The 22,178-nt window shown below is 38.6% G+C and carries 18 protein-coding genes and 1 pseudogene; 10 read left to right on the top strand and 9 right to left on the bottom strand.

The features are described 5' to 3' along the window. The first annotated feature begins 73 nt into the window (after positions 1-73). From ACG916_RS01255 to ACG916_RS01240, 4 genes are all read left to right on the top strand, one after another. Positions 74-2,401 carry a TonB-dependent receptor gene (locus ACG916_RS01255; RefSeq protein WP_419327124.1) on the top strand — a complete coding sequence of 776 codons (2,328 nt, stop codon included), beginning with the start codon at positions 74-76 and terminating at the stop codon, positions 2,399-2,401. 17 nt (positions 2,402-2,418) lie between these two features. Continuing rightward, complete coding sequence (locus tag ACG916_RS01250) at positions 2,419-3,612, top strand: LLM class flavin-dependent oxidoreductase (RefSeq protein WP_151956364.1); 1,194 nt, start codon at positions 2,419-2,421, stop codon at positions 3,610-3,612. A 401-nt stretch (positions 3,613-4,013) separates the two neighbouring features. Then, a complete protein-coding gene (locus ACG916_RS01245) occupies positions 4,014-4,844 on the top strand; it encodes an alpha/beta fold hydrolase (protein WP_336951882.1) in 831 nt (276 codons plus the stop codon). Positions 4,845-5,053: 209 nt separating this feature from the next. Continuing rightward, the gene (locus ACG916_RS01240; RefSeq protein WP_419327125.1) at positions 5,054-6,292 is read left to right on the top strand and encodes an NADH:flavin oxidoreductase/NADH oxidase family protein; all 1,239 of its coding nucleotides are present in this window, start codon (positions 5,054-5,056) and stop codon (positions 6,290-6,292) included. A gap of 251 nt (positions 6,293-6,543) precedes the next feature. Here the strand turns inward: ACG916_RS01240 and ACG916_RS01235 are convergent. After that, positions 6,544-6,957, bottom strand: a pseudogene (locus ACG916_RS01235) (MerR family transcriptional regulator). Positions 6,958-7,048: 91 nt separating this feature from the next. Between ACG916_RS01235 and ACG916_RS01230 the strand changes: the two are divergent. Next, the gene (locus ACG916_RS01230; RefSeq protein ID WP_336951880.1) at positions 7,049-7,747 is read left to right on the top strand and encodes a type 1 glutamine amidotransferase domain-containing protein; all 699 of its coding nucleotides are present in this window, start codon (positions 7,049-7,051) and stop codon (positions 7,745-7,747) included. A gap of 74 nt (positions 7,748-7,821) precedes the next feature. Here ACG916_RS01230 and ACG916_RS01225 read toward each other — a convergent pair whose 3' ends face one another. Genes ACG916_RS01225 through folE2 form a run of 3 tightly spaced genes read right to left on the bottom strand, consistent with a single transcriptional unit; the run spans position 7,822 to position 10,680 of the window. Further along, positions 7,822-9,177, bottom strand: coding sequence for a dihydroorotase (locus ACG916_RS01225; RefSeq protein ID WP_419327126.1), 1,356 nt, complete (start codon positions 9,175-9,177; stop codon positions 7,822-7,824). Continuing rightward, on the bottom strand, positions 9,167-9,727 hold the full coding sequence (locus ACG916_RS01220) for a gamma carbonic anhydrase family protein (RefSeq protein WP_336951878.1): 561 nt from the start codon (positions 9,725-9,727) through the stop codon (positions 9,167-9,169). The genes ACG916_RS01225 and ACG916_RS01220 overlap by 11 nt, the downstream gene beginning before the upstream one ends. A 50-nt stretch (positions 9,728-9,777) precedes the next feature. Beyond that, a complete protein-coding gene (gene folE2, locus ACG916_RS01215) occupies positions 9,778-10,680 on the bottom strand; it encodes a GTP cyclohydrolase FolE2 (protein ID WP_336951877.1) in 903 nt (300 codons plus the stop codon). Positions 10,681-10,790: 110 nt separating this feature from the next. Here folE2 and ACG916_RS01210 point away from each other — a divergent pair, with 110 nt between their 5' ends. Both ACG916_RS01210 and zigA read left to right on the top strand, forming a co-directional pair. Continuing rightward, positions 10,791-11,549, top strand: a complete 759-nt coding sequence (locus ACG916_RS01210; protein WP_419327127.1) for a peptidase M15 — start codon at positions 10,791-10,793, stop codon at positions 11,547-11,549. Between the two features lie 305 nt (positions 11,550-11,854). After that, positions 11,855-13,081: a zinc metallochaperone GTPase ZigA gene (zigA, locus tag ACG916_RS01205; protein ID WP_336952135.1), complete on the top strand. Its 1,227-nt coding sequence runs from the start codon at positions 11,855-11,857 to the stop codon at positions 13,079-13,081. A 97-nt stretch (positions 13,082-13,178) separates the two neighbouring features. Here zigA and ACG916_RS01200 read toward each other — a convergent pair whose 3' ends face one another. From ACG916_RS01200 to ACG916_RS01190, 3 genes are all read right to left on the bottom strand, one after another. Next, on the bottom strand, positions 13,179-15,419 hold the full coding sequence (locus ACG916_RS01200; protein ID WP_419327198.1) for a TonB-dependent siderophore receptor: 2,241 nt from the start codon (positions 15,417-15,419) through the stop codon (positions 13,179-13,181). 280 nt (positions 15,420-15,699) lie between these two features. Beyond that, positions 15,700-15,888 (bottom strand): hypothetical protein, encoded by a 189-nt coding sequence (locus tag ACG916_RS01195; RefSeq protein ID WP_262086650.1) that lies wholly within the window; start codon positions 15,886-15,888, stop codon positions 15,700-15,702. Between the two features lie 196 nt (positions 15,889-16,084). Beyond that, positions 16,085-16,663: a DJ-1/PfpI family protein gene (locus ACG916_RS01190; protein ID WP_419327128.1), complete on the bottom strand. Its 579-nt coding sequence runs from the start codon at positions 16,661-16,663 to the stop codon at positions 16,085-16,087. Between the two features lie 149 nt (positions 16,664-16,812). On the opposite strand from ACG916_RS01190, the gene ACG916_RS01185 reads away from it, so the two are divergent. After that, positions 16,813-17,286, top strand: a complete 474-nt coding sequence (locus tag ACG916_RS01185; RefSeq protein ID WP_336951874.1) for a hypothetical protein — start codon at positions 16,813-16,815, stop codon at positions 17,284-17,286. Positions 17,287-17,446: 160 nt separating this feature from the next. Here the strand turns inward: ACG916_RS01185 and ACG916_RS01180 are convergent, their stop codons facing one another. After that, the gene (locus tag ACG916_RS01180; protein ID WP_004823357.1) at positions 17,447-17,965 is read right to left on the bottom strand and encodes a chromate transporter; all 519 of its coding nucleotides are present in this window, start codon (positions 17,963-17,965) and stop codon (positions 17,447-17,449) included. A 6-nt stretch (positions 17,966-17,971) separates the two neighbouring features. Further along, complete coding sequence (locus tag ACG916_RS01175) at positions 17,972-18,553, bottom strand: chromate transporter (protein ID WP_419327129.1); 582 nt, start codon at positions 18,551-18,553, stop codon at positions 17,972-17,974. A 164-nt stretch (positions 18,554-18,717) separates the two neighbouring features. Between ACG916_RS01175 and ACG916_RS01170 the strand changes: the two genes are divergently transcribed. Both ACG916_RS01170 and ACG916_RS01165 read left to right on the top strand, forming a co-directional pair. After that, positions 18,718-19,602, top strand: a complete 885-nt coding sequence (locus tag ACG916_RS01170) for a LysR family transcriptional regulator (protein WP_419327130.1) — start codon at positions 18,718-18,720, stop codon at positions 19,600-19,602. A 242-nt stretch (positions 19,603-19,844) separates the two neighbouring features. After that, on the top strand, positions 19,845-21,917 hold the full coding sequence (locus ACG916_RS01165; protein ID WP_336951871.1) for a M13 family metallopeptidase: 2,073 nt from the start codon (positions 19,845-19,847) through the stop codon (positions 21,915-21,917). Positions 21,918-22,178: the final 261 nt, after the last annotated feature.

Here is a 22,178-nt window from a genome sequence, read left to right as displayed (position 1 = left end):
GAAAATATTTAAATAAATAGAATGGCACAAAAGTTGCCAATAACAAGAATAGATTTATTTAAATGGAGTCACCATGTTTAAGGTTACAAAAATTAGGCAGAGTATTTTAACTGCTATGTGGGGCGTAACGGCGAGTGTTTCAACACTGGCTATTGCAAATGAAGAGATCGAGACTACACCAGCACAACAAGCACAGGTTGAAAAAGCCAAAGATGTCAAAAAATTAAGTGATGTGATCGTTACTGCACAATATCGGGCGCAAAATATTCAGAAAGTTCCAACTGCAATTACTGCTGTTTCGGGTAAGGACTTGGCAGCGAAAGGTTCTACTTTTATTGGGGATGTTTTAACCTATACACCAAATGCTGCAGCTGAAAACCCAGATGGGGATAGTCGTCCACGTTGGTATATTCGTGGTCTAGGTACGGGAGATGTGGCTGCATCGACAGTATTTCCTGTTGGCGTGTATGCAGATGGGGTTTACTTAAATGCGCCAGTTGCAGGTGCAGGTGACTTGTTTGATTTAGAGCGTATAGAAGTTTTACGTGGTCCACAGGGCACGCTCTATGGGAAAAACACCACTGCGGGTGCAGTCAATTATATTTCTAAAAAGCCTAATTTTTCAGATAAACCCAATGGATATGCAACCATTGGTTTAGGGGATCATAACCTAAGAACATTTGAAGGTGCTGCCAACGGCAAAATTTCAGAAAATGTTGCGGTGCGCGGGGCTTTTTACTCTGAAGACCGTGACGGATATGCAAAGAATATTGCCAATGGTGAAGATTATGGCAACGTGGATAAAAAATCTTTTCGCTTCCAAGTGCTAGGCAAAATCAATGATGAATGGGATGCTTTGGTCAATCTACACAGCCAAACTTATAATGGTTTAGGCAGTAATGGTTCCTTAAGCGTGGGTAAATACTGGGGTATTTATGAAAGACCTAAAGGACGAGACACCAATTTAGATTTAGATGAAAACAATAAGATTCAGCATGATGGCGCGTCATTAACCTTAACTGGAGATTTGGGGGGCGGATATAGCTTTACTTCGATTACTGCTTTTGATAAGACCACACAAAAGTCGATTTCAGATGGTGATTACACCCCTTATGATGTCGCACGAAGCTATAGTGATAATGAATGGCGTCAATATAGCCAAGAGTTCCGTATCGCTTCTGATGCTGAAAAACGCTTAAGTTGGATTGCAGGATTTCATTATTTCAATGAGGATTTAGATTCCACTGGAGTCAGTGCACGTGTCAATAAAACATTACCAAATGGCGCTGCTTCTCAAACTGCGTCTACGCCAGCATTTAGAGATATAACCTATAACCAAGCCACTCAAAGCTTTGCACTTTTTGGTAACAGTACTTATAAATTTACAGATAAATTTAAAGTGACAGGTGGTTTACGTTGGACCAGTGAAGAAAAAGATATTGATCTCAATCTGACCCAGATCACAACGGGAGACTATACAAAAGGCAGCTGGTGGAAAAAAGATGGTTACAGCCATGCTGTTTATAACCCAACTCCAAATGCAAATGGATCAACAAGTCGCAATAAAACTTGGAATGAGTTGACCTATGACATCACCCCAGAATATGAAATTAATCCTAATTTAAATACTTATTTTAGATTCGCACGCGGTTTCCGCTCAGGTGGATTTAACACAGGTTTATCCAGCAGCTTAACCCAACTTGCCGACGTGAATCCTGAATACTTAAATAGTTATGAACTCGGTTTAAAGTCTACGTTATTGGACGGAGATTTAATCGCAAATGCCAATATCTTTTACTATGACTATAAAGATATTCAAACCAATTTACTGGTTGCAACAGAGGGACAAGGTGGCGGTGTGACCTCGGTTCTCGCCAATGGACCAAAAGCTGAAGTTAAAGGTGCTGAATTAGAGTTAGATTATTCAGTGACAGAAAATCTACGTTTACGTTTTGCTGGTGCTTATCTTGACAGCGAATATACCGATTTCGTCGATAAAAACCCAGTAACCAATGTGGTTAATGCAGATAATACAGGCAACAGTCTAGTCCGTTCGCCAAAATACACCGTCGGTCTGGGGGGAGAATATACTTTTAATCTCAATGACGGTGCTCGTGTTGTTGTAGGTACAGATGCCAGCTACCGTGATCGTGAATTTTTCCTCGTAAACCGTCAAGACTATTCGGTAGATCCAATCTTAAGCCAAAAAGCATATACCTTATGGAATGCCAATGTTGGCTACCATAGTGCTAATAATAAATACCAAATCAATGCCTATGTTAAAAACCTATTGAATGAAGAATATCAAGTACATGGTCGTCCCAATGGACCCGCTGGACAATATGTTCTAACTTATGGAAACCCACGCCAAGTTGGTGTTTCTCTTACTGCTAAATTCTAAGTTATACGGAGAACCTCATGGGAATTGAATTTTTTACCCGTCTACCACTACACGGTGAAGCAGAGTACTTAGCAGGCGATCCAAGGAATCGTGGTGATTGGTCACGTGTGGCGGGTGTAGAGAATACTGGTGCGACATCAAACTACCAAGTTGGTGATGACTTTACCTATATCGACTATCTTAGCCAAGTGGCTCGCGCGGCTGAAATCAACGGTTTTGCAGGTGCGCTGATGGTGAATGCACCTACAGGTGAAGAACCATGGACAGTGTGTTCCTTATTGGCAAGAGAAACCAAACGCTTAAACTTTGTGACTGCATTCCAGCCTTATCATTTTAGTCCTTATAATGCAGTACAAAGTGCAGCAACGTATCAGCGCGCGACTGGGAATCGTTTGGTCTGGAATATTATCAATGGCGGCTCTGAGGTCATTCAGCGCCAAGTTGGAGATGTTACCCCGCACGATGACCGTTATATCCGTGCCACTGAATTTTTAGATGTGGTGAAAGGGTACTGGTATAACGAATCATTCCATTACCAGGGCAAATATTATTCTGCAGAAGGTGGCGGTTTAAAATATCCTTTGAATAAAGCTGAACTACCGATCATTTGTACGGCAGGATCATCTGAAGCTGCCCGTGAGTTTGGTGCAAAGCATGCTGATTATTATTTAATGCGTGCTGAAAAACCCAGTGAAATTGCCGAATTGATTGCAGATGTGCGTAAACGTGCTGCAAGATATGGGCGAGATAATATTAAATTTGGCTTATCCATTGATACGATTGCACGCCGTAGCGAACAAGAAGCTTTGGCAGAGGCACAACGCTATTTGGATGAAGCTGCTGAAAAACAACGCTTACATGCGTCTGCTGCTCATGCAGGTTTGAGATCGGCGCGTGTATTGAGTTTTGAAAAAGAATACAGTGAAAAAGCAGGCAGTAAAAACGTTGATGATTTCTTTATCCATCCCAATGTTTGGTCAGGCTTTGGCTATATTGGCATTCCACCCGGTGTTGCTTTAGTGGGAAGTTATTCGCAGATTATCGAGCGGATTCAAGAATATAATAGTATTGGGATTGATCTGTTTTTCTTGGCGGGCTATCCACATTTAGAAGAAGCTTATCGCCTTGGCGAACATGTTTTACCTTATTTCAAAAAACAGCGTCAGGCATTACAGCGTATTTCTGAAGAGGCAAAATATCGTATCGCCTAACTTCCATTGCAAGATGTTAAAGCCAAGATTTTTAAGCCAGTCTTGGCTTTTTTATATTCATTTTTATACCGATAAAAAATACTGTGGGTTGTCGTTGAAACTTTGAACAGAAAATTTGTAATGGTTTAAATTATGTAACGACATAAAGCCTCAACAATCTTGAATAAAAAATAAAGCTGTTTTCTTTCAATGATAAATACTGATATTTGCGTGTTTTTATTTTTTATAGATTTACATTTCTGCTATCAGAAAATCACCAAAAGCATTGACCTTAAAGTTAACTTTAATCCTAGTATAGAATGACGGTCCATACGAATCGTATCAAACATTGTAATTTATTGACATTAATGAGAACAGCAATAAGTTATTCAAAGTGTAAATCATACACAGGAGAAATTAACATGGCATATGTTACGACAAAAGATGGTGTTGATATTTTTTATAAAGATTGGGGACCGAAAGATGCCCCAGTATTATTTTTTCATCATGGATGGCCATTAAGCTCAGACGACTGGGATTCTCAGTTATTGTTTTTTTTAAATGAAGGTTTTCGTGTAGTTGCACATGATCGTCGCGGACATGGACGTTCAAGTCAAGTATGGGATGGTCATGATATGGACCACTATGCCGATGATGTTGCAGAAGTGGTCAGACACTTGGGTATTAAAAATGCAGTGCATATTGGACATTCTACTGGTGGTGGTGAGGTTGCTCACTACATCGCACGTCATGGTGAGGAAAATGTATCAAAGGCCGTATTGGTCAGTGCTGTACCTCCAATTATGGTGAAAACGGAAAAAAATCCGCAAGGCTTAGCCAAAGAAGTCTTTGATGACTTACAGAATCAGCTCTTTAAAAATCGTGCTCAGTTTTATCATGATCTACCAGCGGGGCCATTCTATGGCTTTAACCGACCAGATGCTCAACCTTCGGAACCCATCGTATTGAATTGGTGGCGTCAGGGCATGATGGGTGGAGCAAAAGCGCATTATGATGGAATTGTTGCATTTTCACAGACTGACTTTACCGAAGATTTGAAAAAAATCTCAGTGCCTGTTTTAGTCATGCATGGAGATGATGATCAAATTGTACCTTATGAAAACTCAGGGGTACTTTCTGCCAAACTGGTTCAAAATGGCCGATTAAAAACCTATAAAGGATATTCACATGGTATGTTAACCATTAATGCAGATGTGATTAATCCAGATTTGTTGGCGTTTATTCGCGAGTGAACAGTTGTCGTTTGATTTAAAAACAGAATATTAATAGGGGCTTTGCGGCCTCTATTTTTTTGCTATTAAAGCATTGAACCATTTTATTCTGATGTAAGTCTTTAAATAAAATTAGTTCTTAAAATAATAAAAATTAAATGCAAAAAAAGGATTGACATTAAAGTGAGCTTTAATCTTAAAGTAAGTCCATACTCTATGAGGCTATAAAAATGAACGTCTTTGAAAAATTAGTTTTACCTAATGGTACTCAGATTCCAAATCGTATTGCAAAAGCTGCGATGGAAGAGAATATGGCAGATCTCAATCATGCACCATCAGAAGAGCTTATGCGTTTGTATCAGGCATGGGCAGATGGTGGGGTCGGTTTAATCATTACCGGTAATGTGATGGTGGATCGTCGTGCGATGACAGGACCGGGTGGGGTGGTCTTGGAAGATGAACAGCATTTAGCGCACTTCAAACGTTGGGCTCAAATCGCACGTTCTCAAGGCGCGCAAGCATGGTTGCAGATCAACCATCCAGGTCGCCAAATGCAGTCAAATTTAGGTCAGTCAACGTGGGCACCTTCTGCTGTGGCTTTAGATTTAGGTAAAATGTCAGATCGTTTTAATACTCCAATTGAAATGACTCAGGCCATGATTGACGAAGTGATTCAACGTTTTGCCCATACCGCATATTTGGGTGAAAAAGCGGGATTTACCGGTGTAGAAATTCATGCAGCTCATGGCTATCTACTCAGTCAGTTCCTTTCGCCTTTAAGCAACCAACGTCAAGATCAATGGGGCGGTTCATTGGAAAATCGTGCGCGTATTTTGATTGAGATCGTCAAAGCAGTACGTGCGGTGGTGTCATCAACATTTACAGTTGCTGTTAAACTGAATTCTGCAGATTTCCAACGTGGTGGTTTTAGTGCTGAAGATGCTCAGCAAGTAGTTAAAATGTTAAATGATCTGTCGGTTGATTTGGTTGAATTGTCAGGGGGGAGTTATGAAGCACCTGCTATGCAAGGCCAAGCCAGAGATGGACGGACTTTGGCACGTGAAGCTTATTTCTTAGAATTTGCTCAAGAGATTGGCAAGGTTGCCCATATGCCGATTATGGTGACTGGTGGTATTCGCCGTAAACCCGTTGCAGAACAAGTCCTTGACAGTGGGATCGATATGGTAGGAATTGCAACAGGCTTGGCAATCGAACCTAACTTACCCAACAAATGGAGACAAGGTCAGAATATCGCACCTGAATTGAAACCGATTCGCTGGGAAAATAAAACATTAGCTTCACTTGCCAATATGGCAACAGTTAAATTCCAGTTACGGAAACTCAGCCATGGGAAAACACCGAATCCTAAAGTTTCACCTTTATGGGCCTTGATATTACAACAAACAGAAACGACATGCCGCACACGTCAGTATAAAAAACGTATGCATCAGTATTCACCTTCAGCTTAAGTACAGTGCTTTGTTTAGATATTGGATTTGATCTGACAGACTGTACTACAGCTGTGGCTCGAAGAGGATTTACCAGATGTTTAGGTATGATCACTCATTAAAAGTAATGATGAGAATACTGATCAAACAGTTTTGCAGACTTCAATATTTGAAAATCATAGATCACATATCAATGACCTATGCACAATCCTGAGCTTAAAGTGAGATTTAAGCTCAATCGCTTTTATGATTTTCCGATAACATGGAAATTTTTAACATTTATCATTGGCATAATAGAGATTCAGTAAACGGTTGGCGTTTTCTTCACAGGCGATTTCGTCAGGCTTACTATTGATTGCAGTGATCATGCTACCTAGGTTTTGCTTACTGATCAACAACTTTTGTTCTAGATCTTCAATGTCTTTGATTTTACTTTCGAGTAATCCAATTAGAATATCCTGATTCCATTTGCCTACATTTGAAGGCAGGTAAGCTTTGATTTTAGTCAATGAAAATTCAACTTGTTGAGTTTGCTAAATTAGAAATAATTGTTTTAGGTCATTGTCGCTATATTTATATTAAGCATTAGATTTACGTTTTGCTTTAGGAAATATTTTGATTTGTTCATAATAACGAACTGTTGGGGTACTCAAATCACTCTGTTTGGATAACTCGCTAAGATTCATTTTACTGATTTCCACTTGACATTAAAGTTAACTTTAGGCTTATAGTAAGCTAAAAGAAAGATCAGAAATAACTTAAAAGCTGAGGCTAATCATGTCGAAACGTATATTACACATTGTGACGAACATCGCTGAATATAATCAGATAAAGCGACCTACAGGATTATGGTTAGGTGAATTAACCCATGCTTATGATGAGTTCGAAAAGTACAATTATATTCAAGATATTGTTAGTCCTTTAGGTGGAAACTCTCCTATTGAGCCAAAATCGTTAGAACGTTTTGTTACCGATGAATCGGTATTAAAACGGAAAAATGATCCAGGATTTATGCGGCTTCTTGAGAATACCAAAAAGCCTTCAGAGATCAATTGGCAAGATTATGATGTGATTTACTATACTGGTGGTCATGGGGTGATGTGGGACTTCTTAGACAATCCTGAGCTACAAGAAATCACTAAAAATATTTATGAAAAAGGCGCTATTGTTTCCAGTGTATGCCATGGCTATTGTGGGCTGCTCAATGTACGACTTTCAAATGGTCAATATCTGATTGATGGTAAGAAGTTGACGGGTTTTGCATGGCTTGAGGAAGTCGTTGCAGGAGTTGCAAAAATTGTTCCTTATAATGCAGAAAATTTGGCCAAAGAACATGGTGCAAATTATGATAAGAGAGTTATTCCCTTCGCACCTTATGTGGTAAGAGATAAAAACTTAATCACAGGACAAAATCCATTTTCTGCACGTCGTACGGCTTTAGCCATCATCGATGCTTTAGAAAATCAAGCAACTTAAACACTTAATAAGTCCAGACAATTGGGCATCCTTAACTTAGATAAAAACCACGTCAGTAATTTTTATTTGCTAATTTAACGGTCAATTTCTAGTTGCTGTCCCTGACAATTCAAAAACAGTTGTTGTTGATGCCAAGCAAGTTGTCCAGAAACAATTGTAGTGCTGACTTCATAAGCAAGTGTTTTATGTATAAATGGTGTCCAATTGCATTTCATATAGTTTTTTTGATCTTTCACTGCAATGTGCTGTTGATTTTCTTTAAGAATCACTAAATCAGCCCAGTAACCTTCTCGAATATAACCACGGTCTTTGATCCTAAATAAGTCTGCCACTTGATGAGCAGTTTTTTGAACCAGTGTTTCAATACTCAGGTTACCTGCTGCAACTAGCTCCATCAGTGCAGGCAACGCATGTTGTACTAAAGGTAGGCCAGAAGGGGCATAAAAATATGATTGATGTTTTTCATCCCAAGTATGTGGTGCGTGGTCAGTACCAATAATATCCAACCGATTACTGTTGGCAAGGGCATTAATCAAAGCATCTTTATCTTGCTGGGTTTTAATGGCGGGATTACATTTAATTAAGTGACCCAAAGTAGCATAATCGGCATCATCAAAACTGAGATGATGGATACACACTTCTGCTGTGATATGTTTTCGATTTAAAGGCAGATTTTTAAACAAACACAGTTCTTTCGCGGTGGTGATATGTAAAACATGCAACTGTGTGGCATATTTCTCGGCCAAAGATACCGCTAATTTTGAGCTTTCAAAGCAAACATGTTTATTTCTAATCTGAGCATGAATTTCAGCTGGAATATTTTCCCCATATTTTTGAAAATAGAAATTTTCTTCCGCTTTAATGGCAGGGGTAAACTCGCAATGGGTCAATAAAACTGTTGGAACATTTGCAAATAAACGTTCCAAAACTTTAGGGTCATCGACGAGCATATCACCCGTAGAAGCACCCATAAAAACTTTAACACCACTGATAGATTTAGGATCAAGTTGTTCAATAATATCTAAATTATGCGCACTGACTCCAAAATGGAAAGCATAATTGGCCCGACTATGTTGTTTTGCAATCTGCTTTTTCTGGGTCAAAGCGTCTAGAGTTAAGGTGGCTGGATTGGTGTTTGGCATATCCATGTAGCTAGTAATTCCACCAATCGTTGCTGCCGTTGATTCCGAAGCAATATTGCCTTTATGCGCTGCGCCGGGATCTCTAAAATGAACTTGGTCATCAATCATGCCGGGAATTAGCCACGAACCTTCAGCCTCTATATTTTTCGCAGGATAAGCCCCTGTAATATTAGGATGAATCTTTTCAATCCGTCCATGTCGAATCAGTACATCGGAATAATACTGCTTGCCTTCATTGACAATATTGGCATTACGAATAATAAGATTGGGCGAATTTTTAAAACTCATTGTGCAATGCCTTATAGCCTTGAACCAGTTTGATATTGGTGCTGACAACGCTTTCTGAAAACTCACTGATTGAAATATCAATGGGTGGAAATTGCTTTAAATCAGTTTTAGGGTTGATATAACTCATTGCAGGTACATAAAAATGATCGGGTAAATCACGACCATCAACCACGGCATTGTGACGAATCGCGCTGTGATGACCCACTTTGCAGTTAAATAACACACTGTTAAAGCCAACAAAAACATGATGTCCAATTTCACAGGGACCATGAATAATAGAGCGATGTGCGATTGAAGAATTTTCACCAATGCTCACTGCTGCCCCGGCTTTGGAGTGAATCACGACACCATCTTGAATATTGGAATTTGCACCAATAATGATGGGTTCCATATCACCTGCGTCATTGGTTTCATCTGCTCTGATCACTGCATAAGGACCAATAAAGACATTGGCATGGATAATGACTTTTCCACAAATAATTGCGGTTTGGTCAACATAGGCTGATTGATTTATAACAGGGAGATCACCAGATGGGTTTTTTCTAAGCATGACTAGACCATTTTAAATAAGTTAAACAATGAGGGAGGGAAGATAAGGCATTACCATTGCCAGGCACCCTGAGCAACTGCATCATGGGCATGTAAACTTTCCGCATGAATCACCTTAAAGTTAAAGCCTAGAATACTGGGATGATGGATAAATGTGGTATACAAGCGTCTTAAGGCATCTTCACAAAACATCAGGTTTTGACCATTTGCAATAGCAAAGGCTTGTTCATCAATACGTTTTACCGCCGTTTGTACGGGTGTCATCAAGGCTTGTTCAGCCTGATTAATAAATAAAATCAGTGGAATATACTGAATGTTTTGATCTAATTTGAAATTTAACTGAGCAAAACTTCTTTGGCTGTGAGGCGTTGCTGCAATTGCATCTGTGCTATTTAGCCAACTGAGGATTTCTTGCGGGTCTAACTGAATTTCATGATTTTCCAATGCGGTTGCAAATCTTTGTTGGATGATATTTCTGGCAAGTGCTGCGGAACAAGGACAAGTAGATGAATAGGGAATTTCGATTTTTAATTCAGCATAAAAATCATCTTTTAAAAGCTGACAGGACAACACAAAAGGATAGCTTTTCCAGCCAGACAATTGGCTGACTAAGGCAGGGCGCTCGATATAAAGCTCACTATGAATTTCGATTTTGGCATGTGCTGATAAATCTTTATGGCTGGCTAAGAAATCCAATAAAGCATCTTTAATATCAAGTAGAGCTAGATTTTTGATCGTGCTCAATTTCAAAAGTCGCGTATACAAGCGCGACATATGAATACCTTTGGCAAACACATCATCCAAACTGACATAAGCATTCACTTGGCTTTGACAAAGACTATTTTCTAGATAAAGCGGAAGCGCGATTTTTTCCATACCGACCCAATCGAGCGGGTAGTGATAGCTTCTTGTGAGTGAGGATTCAGCAGAAACATCTGGAAGAACAAGATTCATAGGGGGAATAGCTTAAGTTGAAATAGATATTGTTATGTTATAACATAACAATATTAATCAACACTACTCATCTGAGTTAAATTTACGCTATGAGATCATTGCAAATTGAGATGAACAAAAAATATTTGATCGGATTCATACTCTGCCTTTCTGCATGTAGTCAAAATAACTCAAATACAATGCATGCTATGCGTACAGTTCAGCAAACGTCACCACAAGTGCCATTAAAAGCAGACTTTCCTCAGCAGCAAGGTATTTTAAAACAAGAGAAAAATCTGCCGCCTGCTTATTTAAAATGGCTCAGTGAGCCGACAAATGCTGAAAGCGTTCAGGCTTATCAGCGCTTTTTAAAGCAACAAGGTATTTCTGCTTATGTTCCTATTTTTGAATTTTTACAAACAGCCAGAGATTGGCAACAATGTGATGCATCTGAATTTGAAGTTCCGCCACAAGAGCTGTGGGGCAATATTGTGCCAACATTAAAAATTTTAAATCTTCTTGTGGATGAAAAAATTTTAACCCAGTTTAGCGTGACTTCTGTCTATCGAAATTTCAAGCTTAATCAGTGTGCAAAAGGCGCTGCTTCCTCCAAACATATTTTTAATGCCGCATTAGATTTTCGTATCGGTGATGAAAATCCGGACTTAAACCAACAGCTGATGATTCAAGAGCGCAAAGCAAAATTATGTCAATTTTGGCTGGATTCTGGTGAGGAACTTCACATGGGCTTAGGCGTCTATGCATCAGGACAGATTCATATTGATAGTGCAGGTTTTCGTACTTGGGGTGCAGACCATCGCTATAGCTCATCACCATGTATCAATAACGCTTTAATTGGCAACAATAAAAAAGTGAGTGAATCGCCATGAAGTCAAATTTCATCCGTGACATCAGACAACTTTTAATACGAGAAATTCAAGCGACACATGTTTATCCGCTATTAAATAATCTTAATCCTGATGTTTTTCAATCCTCAGCTTAGATTTATAGGATCTGGAAAAACGCTGTAATCATCACCGAATGATTAAAACCGAATCATCAAATTGCAGTGTTGAAAATGTATGTGCAAGCACAGCTAAAATTTAACTCTAAAGCGATCTGTTTGGAGTTATTCAGTCAGTATTTTCATGTCGATCTCGATATGAAAACACAAAAATATAAAGTGAGAATGCCAATGAATACTCTTTTAGCCACTCCGCAAAAACTTCCCGTCACCGTGCTTTCTGGATTCTTAGGGGCTGGAAAGACCACCTTACTCAATCATATCTTAAACAATCGTGAAGACCGAAAAATTGCAGTGATTGTGAATGATATGTCGGAGGTCAATATTGATGCCGCTTTAGTTCGAGAGGGCGGTGCTGAGCTTTCAAGAACGGATGAAAAGTTAGTTGAAATGAGTAATGGTTGTATTTGTTGTACTTTAAGAGAAGACCTACTGGTTGAAGTACGTCGTTTAGCACAGGATCAGCGCTTTGATCAATTGGTGATTGAATCTACAGGGATCTCTGAACCACTCCCTGTTGCAGAGACGTTTACCTTTGAAGATGAAAATGGGATTTCTCTCAATGAGTTTGCCCGCTTAGATACAATGGTGACTGTGGTCGATGCTTATAACTTTTTAAAAGATTATAGTTCGCTGGATAGCTTACAAGCGCGCGGTGAATCATTAGGTGAACAAGATGAGCGAAATGTTGTTGATCTACTGATTGATCAAATTGAGTTTTGTGACGTGATTGTATTGAATAAAACAGATTTGATTGATCAAGACGAGCTGGAAAAATTATTTGGAATTTTGCAGTCTTTAAACCCAAGAGCAAAAATTGAAGTTTCTGCGTTTGGCAAGGTGAATCTTGATCGGGTGTTAAATACCCAGCTATTTGATTTTAACGAAGCGGCACAAGCTCCGGGTTGGTTAAAGGAATTAAGAGGTGAGCATACGCCTGAAACAGAGCAATATGGAATCAATAATTTTGTTTATCGAGCGCGCAGACCTTTTCACCCACAACGGTTTTTTGATTTTATCAACTCCGAATGGAAAGGCGTAATCCGTTCCAAAGGCTTTTTTTGGTTAGCCTCAAATCCCGAGTTTGCTGGATCTTGGTCTCAAGCAGGGGCGATGGCACGCCATGGTGTTGCTGGATATTGGTGGGCAGCAGTGCCAGACGAACATTGGCCTACGGATCAACAAAGTCGAGATGCAATTCAACAAAGCTGGGATGCTCAAACAGGTGATGCACGACAAGAAATCGTGTTGATTGGGATGCAGATGGATCAATCTGAACTTATTCGTCAATTTGATAATTGTTTATTAAACGATGATGAAATGGCGTTAGGCGCAGAAAAATGGCAAGAGTTTGAAAATCCTTTTAGTGGGTGGACTGATTCTATTATTAGCCATTAATTCATTATGATCCGTTCAATTCAGCCAAAGCATCGCTGAGAATACTTGCAAGCATGAGCGCTTTTAATCATATGCTCATGCTTGGCTTTATATTTTATTAAAATTTCGCTCTTAAGGTGAAAGTCACATTCCGTGGTTCTCCCCAATAAACACCATTATAGAAACCTACATTTAAATAGTATTTTTCATCAAATAAGTTGTTGATATTCACACTTGCAGTCAGCTCATCACTTAACTTATAACTGGCAAAAGCATTGGCCAATACATAGGCCTTTTGTGTGACTACACCACCGTTATAGGCATTTGCAGGAGCTCCCCCCCATTTTTGTGAGATTTCACTTTGCCAATTCAATCCACCACCTAATGTTAGCTTTTCTGAACCTGTCCAAAGATTTTCTGGAAGAGTAATACTACTAAATAACTTTACTTGGTTTTGAGGAATATTGCTTAGAGCATTGGCGTTTGCAGAACTTACACTATTGACATAGGTATAGCCGAAACTAACATTCCAATTTTCCTGTATCTTTCCTATGGCTTCTAACTCAAACCCATTAACTTTCAGTCCTTTGCCCGATGATATATATGCAGTATCCATCTCATCTACTTTTGGAATAGTGCCATTTTTTACACCTTCACGATATTCAACATCTTCTACCGCAAGGTCTTTGACACTTGACCAAAATAAAGCAGCACTGGTCAATAACTTACCATCCAATAGATCTGCTTTAATCCCTAGCTCAGTGGTGCTTCCCATTTCAGGGTCTAGATAATCGCCGAAACGATCTCGTCTAGTGGATGGATTAAATACATTGGTGTAGCTGGTGTAGGCCGTATAAGTATCATTAATATCGTACAAAATCCCTGCATAAGGCACCAATTGATCAAAGTTACGTGGCTTTGTAGGAGAAACTGGGGCATTAGGATCCCACTTGTTAACTTTATAGTCATATGAGCTATAACGTGCGCCCAAAATTAACTTAAGCGGGTCAGCTAGATTTAAACGTAAAGTCGAATATACCCCGTAAAGCTCTGTGGTATTGGTACTTCCAGCTCCGGTTTTCTCATAGGTTGGTTTTGCAATATTACCTGTCCAATTACGATAATCAGGTATAGCTGCTGGATACTCGACATTGCTTTTTACACTCAATGAGGTACTTTCACTTTTAAAACCACTATAGCCAATAATTAAATCATGTTGGCGATTTAACAACTGAAATGGTCCTGTGGCATACAAATCGATATTGAGCTTTTTACTTTCAGCATAAGGGCTAACACTGGTCCATAAACTTAAGCCTTTCCCTGTCTTTGGGTCTGGAAAGCCACTACCACCATAAGCCACCATCCAACTATTATCTGAGGTACTGTGGGCAATCGCTGCTTTAACCAGCCAGTCATTGGCAAAATTATGTTCAAGATCGGCAAAAACGGTTTTATCAGTATTGGCAATTGAACTCCAGTCCGCAGATAAACTAAAGTTTCGCGGAAAATTTGCTTTGCTTCCATCAGCATTGAAATATGGTACTGTTCCCCACGTTGAGCCTTTAGGATCGTTGTCTTGATATTGAAATCCTACTGAGGCTGTTGTTGTTGGGGTTAAATCTGCACTGATGATTCCCATTGCGGCTGTTGACTTGAGCTTATAACGATCCATATAGGATTCTTTATCGGTATACGCTGCCATGAATCGACTTCGGACACTGCCATCTTGAGTCAGTGGGATGGATACATCTGCTTCAACACGGGTATTGTCCCATGAGCCATAAGTTGAGCTGACATTGCCCTTAAACTCTTTTTCAGGACGCTTACGCACCATATTGATGGTTGCAGAAGGGCTGCCTGTTGAACCAGTTAAGCCAGAAGCACCTTTGATCACTTCAACTCGGTCAAAGAAAAAACTATCAAAGCGGGGAGCATTGTCTCCTACAGGCATACCATCAATTTGCCTATTGGTAATTTGAAAACCACGGGAATAGTAGTTAGAACGTTCACTGTCATTTTTAGTGGCGGTAACACCTGGTGTTGCGGCAAGAACATCATCCAGAATGGTCAGCCCGCGTTGTTCAATTTGTTCACGGGTGACCACGCTTACAGATTGTGGTGTTTCTTTTAAAGATAATTTTAATTTTGATGAGCTTTTTGAGGACTTTGCTTTAAAACTTCCGCTTCCCTCAGTTTTTTCATCCTGAGCATCTGCTTTAACTGTAATGGTTGGGAGTACAGAAGTATTCGCTTCATCACTTTTTTGCTCTTGTGCAAAAGCACTATGGGAAATAGCGCTGCAAATAAGAATTGATTTTATTGCAATGTTTAATGCCGTTTGTTTACGTAGATTGTCCATAAGAATAGAAATTAGTAAATAAGAATCATTATTATTATCAATTAACATACAAAAAGATACAAATAAAACATAATTTTTAAACTTTTTTATGGATGATATAAATTCAAAATTTAGATGGGGTTTTAAATTGAAGTGTATGATTTTGATTTATAAATTATCAAATATTGGTTGTGTTTGAGTGTAATTTTACACTAATAAATTGTAAAATATGAAACCTATATTTTATTTATCACAGTGATTAATTATGGACTGAGCCTTATCCTGATTCCGAATTGAAAGCTTATATCTTTTTCCATTGTCGATTTTCTTCTGAGAAATTAACTAGAAACGAAACACCTGACTCATCACCAACAAGATATGAGGATGGATTCACCATCAGTACCTTTAATAAAGTCCCTGTTTTAATGGTAATTGGTTCTAAATTATCTTTATTTAAGGTAACGGGTTGGAGTAATTCAATGATTTCCACTTTTATACTAACCTATTGTTTGAACATAAAATTCTATAAATAATTATTGCACAGCGCAAAGCGCTTTGCTGAGATACAGCGTTAAAAAACGCAACATTGATAGGTCTTTATGTAGCCTAAACATTTTTAAAGTTTCACTGTTGTATAAGGCTAAGTTTTCTCTCAGCGGAAAACTTAGCTTAGACAGTTTTAAATTTTATAAAGTAATCGTTGCACCAAGCGCTTTAACAAATTGGGCTAACCAAGCAGGATGTGCTGGCCATGCTGGCGCTGTTACCAGGTGTCCATCTGTGACTGCTTCAGTGACTGCAATATCTGCATATTGCCCGCCTGCTAGTTTAACTTCTGAGGCACATGCAGGATAAGCGGAACATAAGCGTCCTTTTAATACATCGGCTGCGGCAAGCAGTTGTGCGCCATGGCAAACAGCGGCAATTGGTTTTTTAATCGCATCAAATTCACGAACAATTTCAATTACTCGGTCATTCATACGTAAATATTCAGGTGCACGGCCACCCGGAATCACTAATCCTACGTAGTTGTCGCTGTTGACTTGGTTAAAGTCATAGTTAATTGCAAAGTTGTGACCACGTTTTTCGCTATAGGTTTGCTCACCTTCAAAATCATGAATCGCTGTTGCAATTGTATCGCCAGCTTTTTTATCAGGGCAGACTGCATGAACACTATAGCCTAATCCAGTGAGGAACTGAAAAGGAACCATGGCTTCATAATCTTCTACATAATCACCCACTAACATTAGAATTTGTTTAGACATTTTTACACCTTTTGTTTAAATTTTATGATTTATTTCATGTAAAATAGCATGCTCTAGTTGCAGTTTTAAGTTGAATTTATACGGCTTTAGTCTTAATTTAACAGACTTAACTGTAATAAAAATTGTATTCAGTGATGAATGAGAAAAATATGAAAAAGTATCTATTGGGTTTAGTGATCGCGACTGCTGCTATGAGCAACCATGCTGCAGTAGAAGAAACAGTGTATAGAGGAATGGGCGAGGCATCTGCACAGTTTCCGAGCTTTAAAAAGATGCAAAAGCAGGGGATAATCAATAAAAAACCGGATATTTCAAGAAATGACTATAATGATGTATATAAATTAAAAAAACCGCTTCAATTTATGGGGCAAACAGTTGCACTCCTATCAGACGAATATATGACACAGTATGCTGGTTGTTGTGTCAGTGAGGGCTGGGGAGCTGTTTTAGCTAAAAAGAGTGATATGAAACTCTTGACTCAATTTGCCAAAACTAATCAGTGTTCGTTAAGCAAAGTAGAGTCAGATGCCAGTAATTATTATGGTTTTAAACTGAAAGCATTACCAACGGCAGAATATTATGAGCTTTCTTGTCGTGAACGTGATTTAGAAAACCAGCAGTAAAATAGATAAATTAAGCTATATAGAGCAGTCGCGATTTAAATCTCATATTATATTATAAATTTTCTCCCTCTTTGCTTTGTGTGATGCACTGCTTAGAGGGAGGAAGATGTCTTGTCTGAATTTTTATGAATGAACCTGTATAGGCGGTCTTAATCAATATCTATAGAATTAAAGCACCTGTACCAGCACCAATCACCATTAACCAAACTGGGTGAACGTTCTTAAACAGACTTAGGCAAATGGTGATGGCGACGATTGCAATCAGTAAAATATTTTGAGCAGAGGCTTGGGCAATAATCCAAGCACTGACTAAAACCAAACCGACTGTAATCGGTTTTAACGCCTTTTCAAATTTCGCCCGCAGTGGATGACTTTTAAAATTATTCCAAAATTTAAGTGCATAAATGGTGATGATTGAAGACGGACCAAACTTCGCAAAAGACGTCACGATCAGTCCCATTGGCCCAGCGACATGCCATCCCACTAAAGGAACAATCATCATGTTGGGACCGGGTGCAGCTTGCGCCATTGCAAACATAGAGCTGAATTGCTCAGCAGTCATCCATTGGTGAATCACAACCACCTGATGTTGCATTTCAGGTAAGATGGCATTCCCGCCACCAAAGGCCAATAAAGACAGTTGAGTAAACACTAAAGTCAGTGCGATGAGAACATACATCTTATTTTACTCCTGAGTCACTTTAGTTTGATTAAATGCTAAAACTGCCATATTCACGGTGACTAAAATCAACAGCGTCAGTGCCAAGGGCAATTTAATCAACAGCATAAAAATAATGGTCAAGATAATGGTGAAATAGGTCAGCTTACTTTTCATGATTGGTTTTAACATCTTAAAACCTGTAGCAAACAGTAGACCCGCAGCAGCGGCAGCTAAACCTTGAATCATGTGCTGCACCATTGGGATATCTTGAAAACTGCTGTATAACTGGTACAACGAGATAACAATAATGGTCGGGGCCAGCATAAGACCAAATACCGCACTCATCGCACCTTTTACACCAGCAAAATCATAACCAATTGCCACTGCCATATTTACAATATTTCCACCGGGTAAGATTTGGCAGACACCCAACAAGTCGGTAAATTTTTCAGATGTTAACCATTTCTGATCTTCTACAATTAAACGATGTGCGAGAGGGAGTACCCCACCAAATCCCATGAGGCCAAGTTTCATAAAGCCTAAAAATAATGCTTTGCAATTGGGTGTGGTCATGGATTGTTCCATTGGGATTGCTTCAGTATTCATTTAGACCTCTTCAATTTGCTGTGATGTACTTGGCTTGAATATGATTATCTGCTTGTTGAGTTATAAAGAAAAATGCTATTTTTGCTGTTATTCATACCTAAAAAGTATGCTTTAAACGTGAATTAGCACGATAAAAATGAAAAGATCGATATTGAGGCGAAAAGATGATTGATATTCATAAGCTTAATGCGTTTGTGGCTGTGGTTGAGGAAAGTAATATTTCTCGGGCAGCGGTACGTCTGAATATGCAGCAACCGCCTTTAACACGGATTATCAAAAACTTAGAAGATGAATTAGACACAGATTTATTGAAGCGTTTACCGCGTGGCGTAGAAGCAACTGAAGCGGGTAAGGCCTTATACCAAGAGGCACTTACCATACTTGCGCATGCACAGGCTATTCCCAAACGCGTGCAAAATATTTCTAAAGGTTTGGAAGGGCAAATCAATATTGGTTTTACCAACTCAGTCGGCTTACATTCCTTTTTGCCTGCTTTACTGCGTAATTTTCGTGAAGTATTTTCAGCGGTATCTATTCATTTGGAAGAAGATGGCAGTAGCTCATTGATTGATTCGATTATCAATGAAAAGAATGACATCGTTTTTTTGCGTAAGCCTGCGCCGATTGGTTTGGGACTCACCAGTTTGCACGTACTTGATGAGGCTTTAATTGTGGCATTGCCCAATAACCATCCCTTAACCGAACATCCTGATGCCATCCAATTACTTGATTTAGAGCCTTATGATTTTGTACTGTATCGCCGTTTAGCAGGACAAGACTTGTTTGATAATATTTTGGCCAGCTGTTATCAGGCTGGGTTTAGTCCAAAGATCGTTCAAGAAGCTCCACGTTTAACGTCGAGTTTAAATTTGATTGCAGCAGGGATTGGTTTGTCTATTGTTCCAGAGGCCATTCGAGATTTTTGGAACAAGCAAATTATTTACAAAGCGCTTAAAGCGGATACGCCGTGTATTGCACCAATTTATGCAGTCTATAAGCAGGATGCTGAAAATATCCGTTTAAAACATATTTTAAATTTGCTCGCTTAATTTATAGGTTGACTTGCTAAAGCTTCAGCTAAATAAGTGGATTTATATATTTTGAATATTTGAGCTGTTCACTGTGATTAAAGATCTAGGTTAAGCTGTTTCGGAATATTTTATGCTTTGAAATTCTATCTTAAAAACAAAATCAGTGAATCATTGCATTTTTGCTACACATAAAGTCTGAGCTCAAGATTACTATTATTGTTTTAAATTCAAACCTTAGAAATAGAATTGAGGATATCGCTTTGAAATTTGGATTTGTAAAAAGTGTTTTAGCATCTGCAATCATGTTGTCATCTGCACCAGTATGGGCTGAAACAACAGGGCAAATCACTCAAACCACTTCAGCTATTGTGAAAGATCAAAAAAAATCGGGGATTGATCATCAATATTTTGATCAAAATATAAAAGGAAATGATGACTTTTATCAACATGTAAATGGAGGATGGTTGAAAAATACTGAAATTCCTGCAGATAAATCACGGTGGGGAACTTTTGATATTTTGCATGAAGAATCATTAAAACAATTGCATGACATTGTCGATGAGCTTTCAAAACAGCAATTGGTGGAAGGAAGTTCTGAGCAAAAAGTGGCAAGTCTATATGCTAATTTTATGGATGAAAAAAGTATTGAAGCATTGGGGATCCAGCCGATTCAAGCGGAAATTACCAATGTTGATGCATTGAAAAGCAAAAAAGATATTGCGCAATTGGCCGCACATTTTTCACGTATTGGTGTAACCAGCCCTTTTGATGTGGGCATTGACCAAGATATGAAAAATTCAACTGAAATGGTGGCAATGCTTGGACAGAGTGGTTTAGGGTTACCTGATCGTGATTATTATTTAAAAAATGATGCCAAATTTAAGAAAATCCGTTCGCAATATTTAAAGTATATTGAAAAAACTTTAAGCCTAGCTGGAGACAAGCAAGCCGCCCAGCATGCGCAAGGGATTTTAAAATTAGAAACTCAAATCGCCAAGATACAATGGAGTAATGTCCAAAACCGTGATGTAACAAAACTCTATAATATTTATAAAACGCAAGACTTAGCCAAACTTAGTCCAAAAATTGATTGGCAAACTTATCTAGAAAAACAAGAATTGTCCGATAAGATTAAAACCATACAAGTCATTCAACCGAGTTACTTCAAAGGTTTAGGCCCAATTGTTGACAATACCTCATTAGAGGTTTGGAAAGCTTATTTTAAATTTCATTTAGTCAGTGATTTTTCATCACTGCTTAGTCAAGCTTTCGTAGACAATAGCTTTGATTTTTATAGCAAACAGCTCAGAGAAATCAAGGAACAGAAACCACGTTGGAAGCGTGGTGTGCAATTGGTTGAAGGAACTTTAGGTGAAAGTCTGGGCCAGATTTATGTGAAAAAGTATTTTTCTGCTGAGAAAAAACAACGCATGGAAGTCTTGGTGCAAAACTTAATGAAAGCATACTCTCAAAGCATAGACAAACTGGATTGGATGAGTCCAACAACGAAAGTTCAAGCGCAGAAAAAGTTAGCAAGTTTTGCGGTGAAAATTGGTTATCCAAACAAATGGCGTGATTATTCAGCTTTAGAAATCAAAAATAATGACTTGATTGGAAATGTGATCCGTTCACGTGAATTTGAACATCAATATGCCTTAAATAAATTGGGCAAGCCTGTTGATCGTGATGAATGGGGCATGACACCGCAAACCATCAATGCGTATTACAATGCCTCTTTAAATGAAATTGTCTTTCCAGCAGCGATTTTACAACCCCCATTCTTTGATATGGATGCCGATGATGCAGTGAACTATGGGGCGATTGGTGCAATTATCGGACATGAAATCAGTCATGGTTTTGATGATCAAGGCAGTCAATTTGACGAATTGGGCAATATGAAAAATTGGTGGACGGCAGAAGACCATCGAAAATTTAAAGAAAAAACCAATACATTGGTTGCTCAATACAACGCTTATGAGCCAATCAAAGGCTATCATGTCAATGGTGAGTTAACTTTAGGCGAAAATATTGCAGATAACTCTGGATTGGCAATTGCTTACAAAGCTTATCAACTGTCTTTAAATGGCAAGGCTGCGCCAGTATTGGATAATTTAACAGGTGAACAACGCTTTTATATTGGATGGGCACAAGCATGGCGTTCTAAAATTACTGATGCAATGCAAGTTGAATTCTTAAAAAGAGATCCGCATTCACCTGATAAAGTTCGTGGCAATGCTACCTTGCTAAATCAAGCGCCATTTTATGATGCTTTTCATATTCAGCAGGGCGATAAAATGTATTTACCTGCCAATAAACGCGTGACCATTTGGTAATAATCTGACCTAAAAGCCTGCCAAGCTGTATCAACACTTGGCAGCTTTTTAACATTTTTTTCACATGTTGTATAAATAAATCGCAATGGAATAGATGTCTAGATAGAGCTTTTTAAGTTTTAACTTAATTGATTATCTCTAATCATTTTTTTTGTGACTTTTTTATCACTTTATTTCGATAAATAGTTAATAAATTCAATGTAATAAGTTTGTTGTTTTGAGTATTTTAAGATATTTTTATGCATAAATATAATTGAGAAA

The sequence above is a fragment of the Acinetobacter legionensis genome, assembly GCF_048552295.1.
Taxonomy (GTDB): Bacteria; Pseudomonadota; Gammaproteobacteria; order Pseudomonadales; family Moraxellaceae; genus Acinetobacter.
The sequence above is the reverse complement of the archived record's forward strand: the minus strand, read 5'-3'. Positions and strand labels throughout refer to the sequence as shown.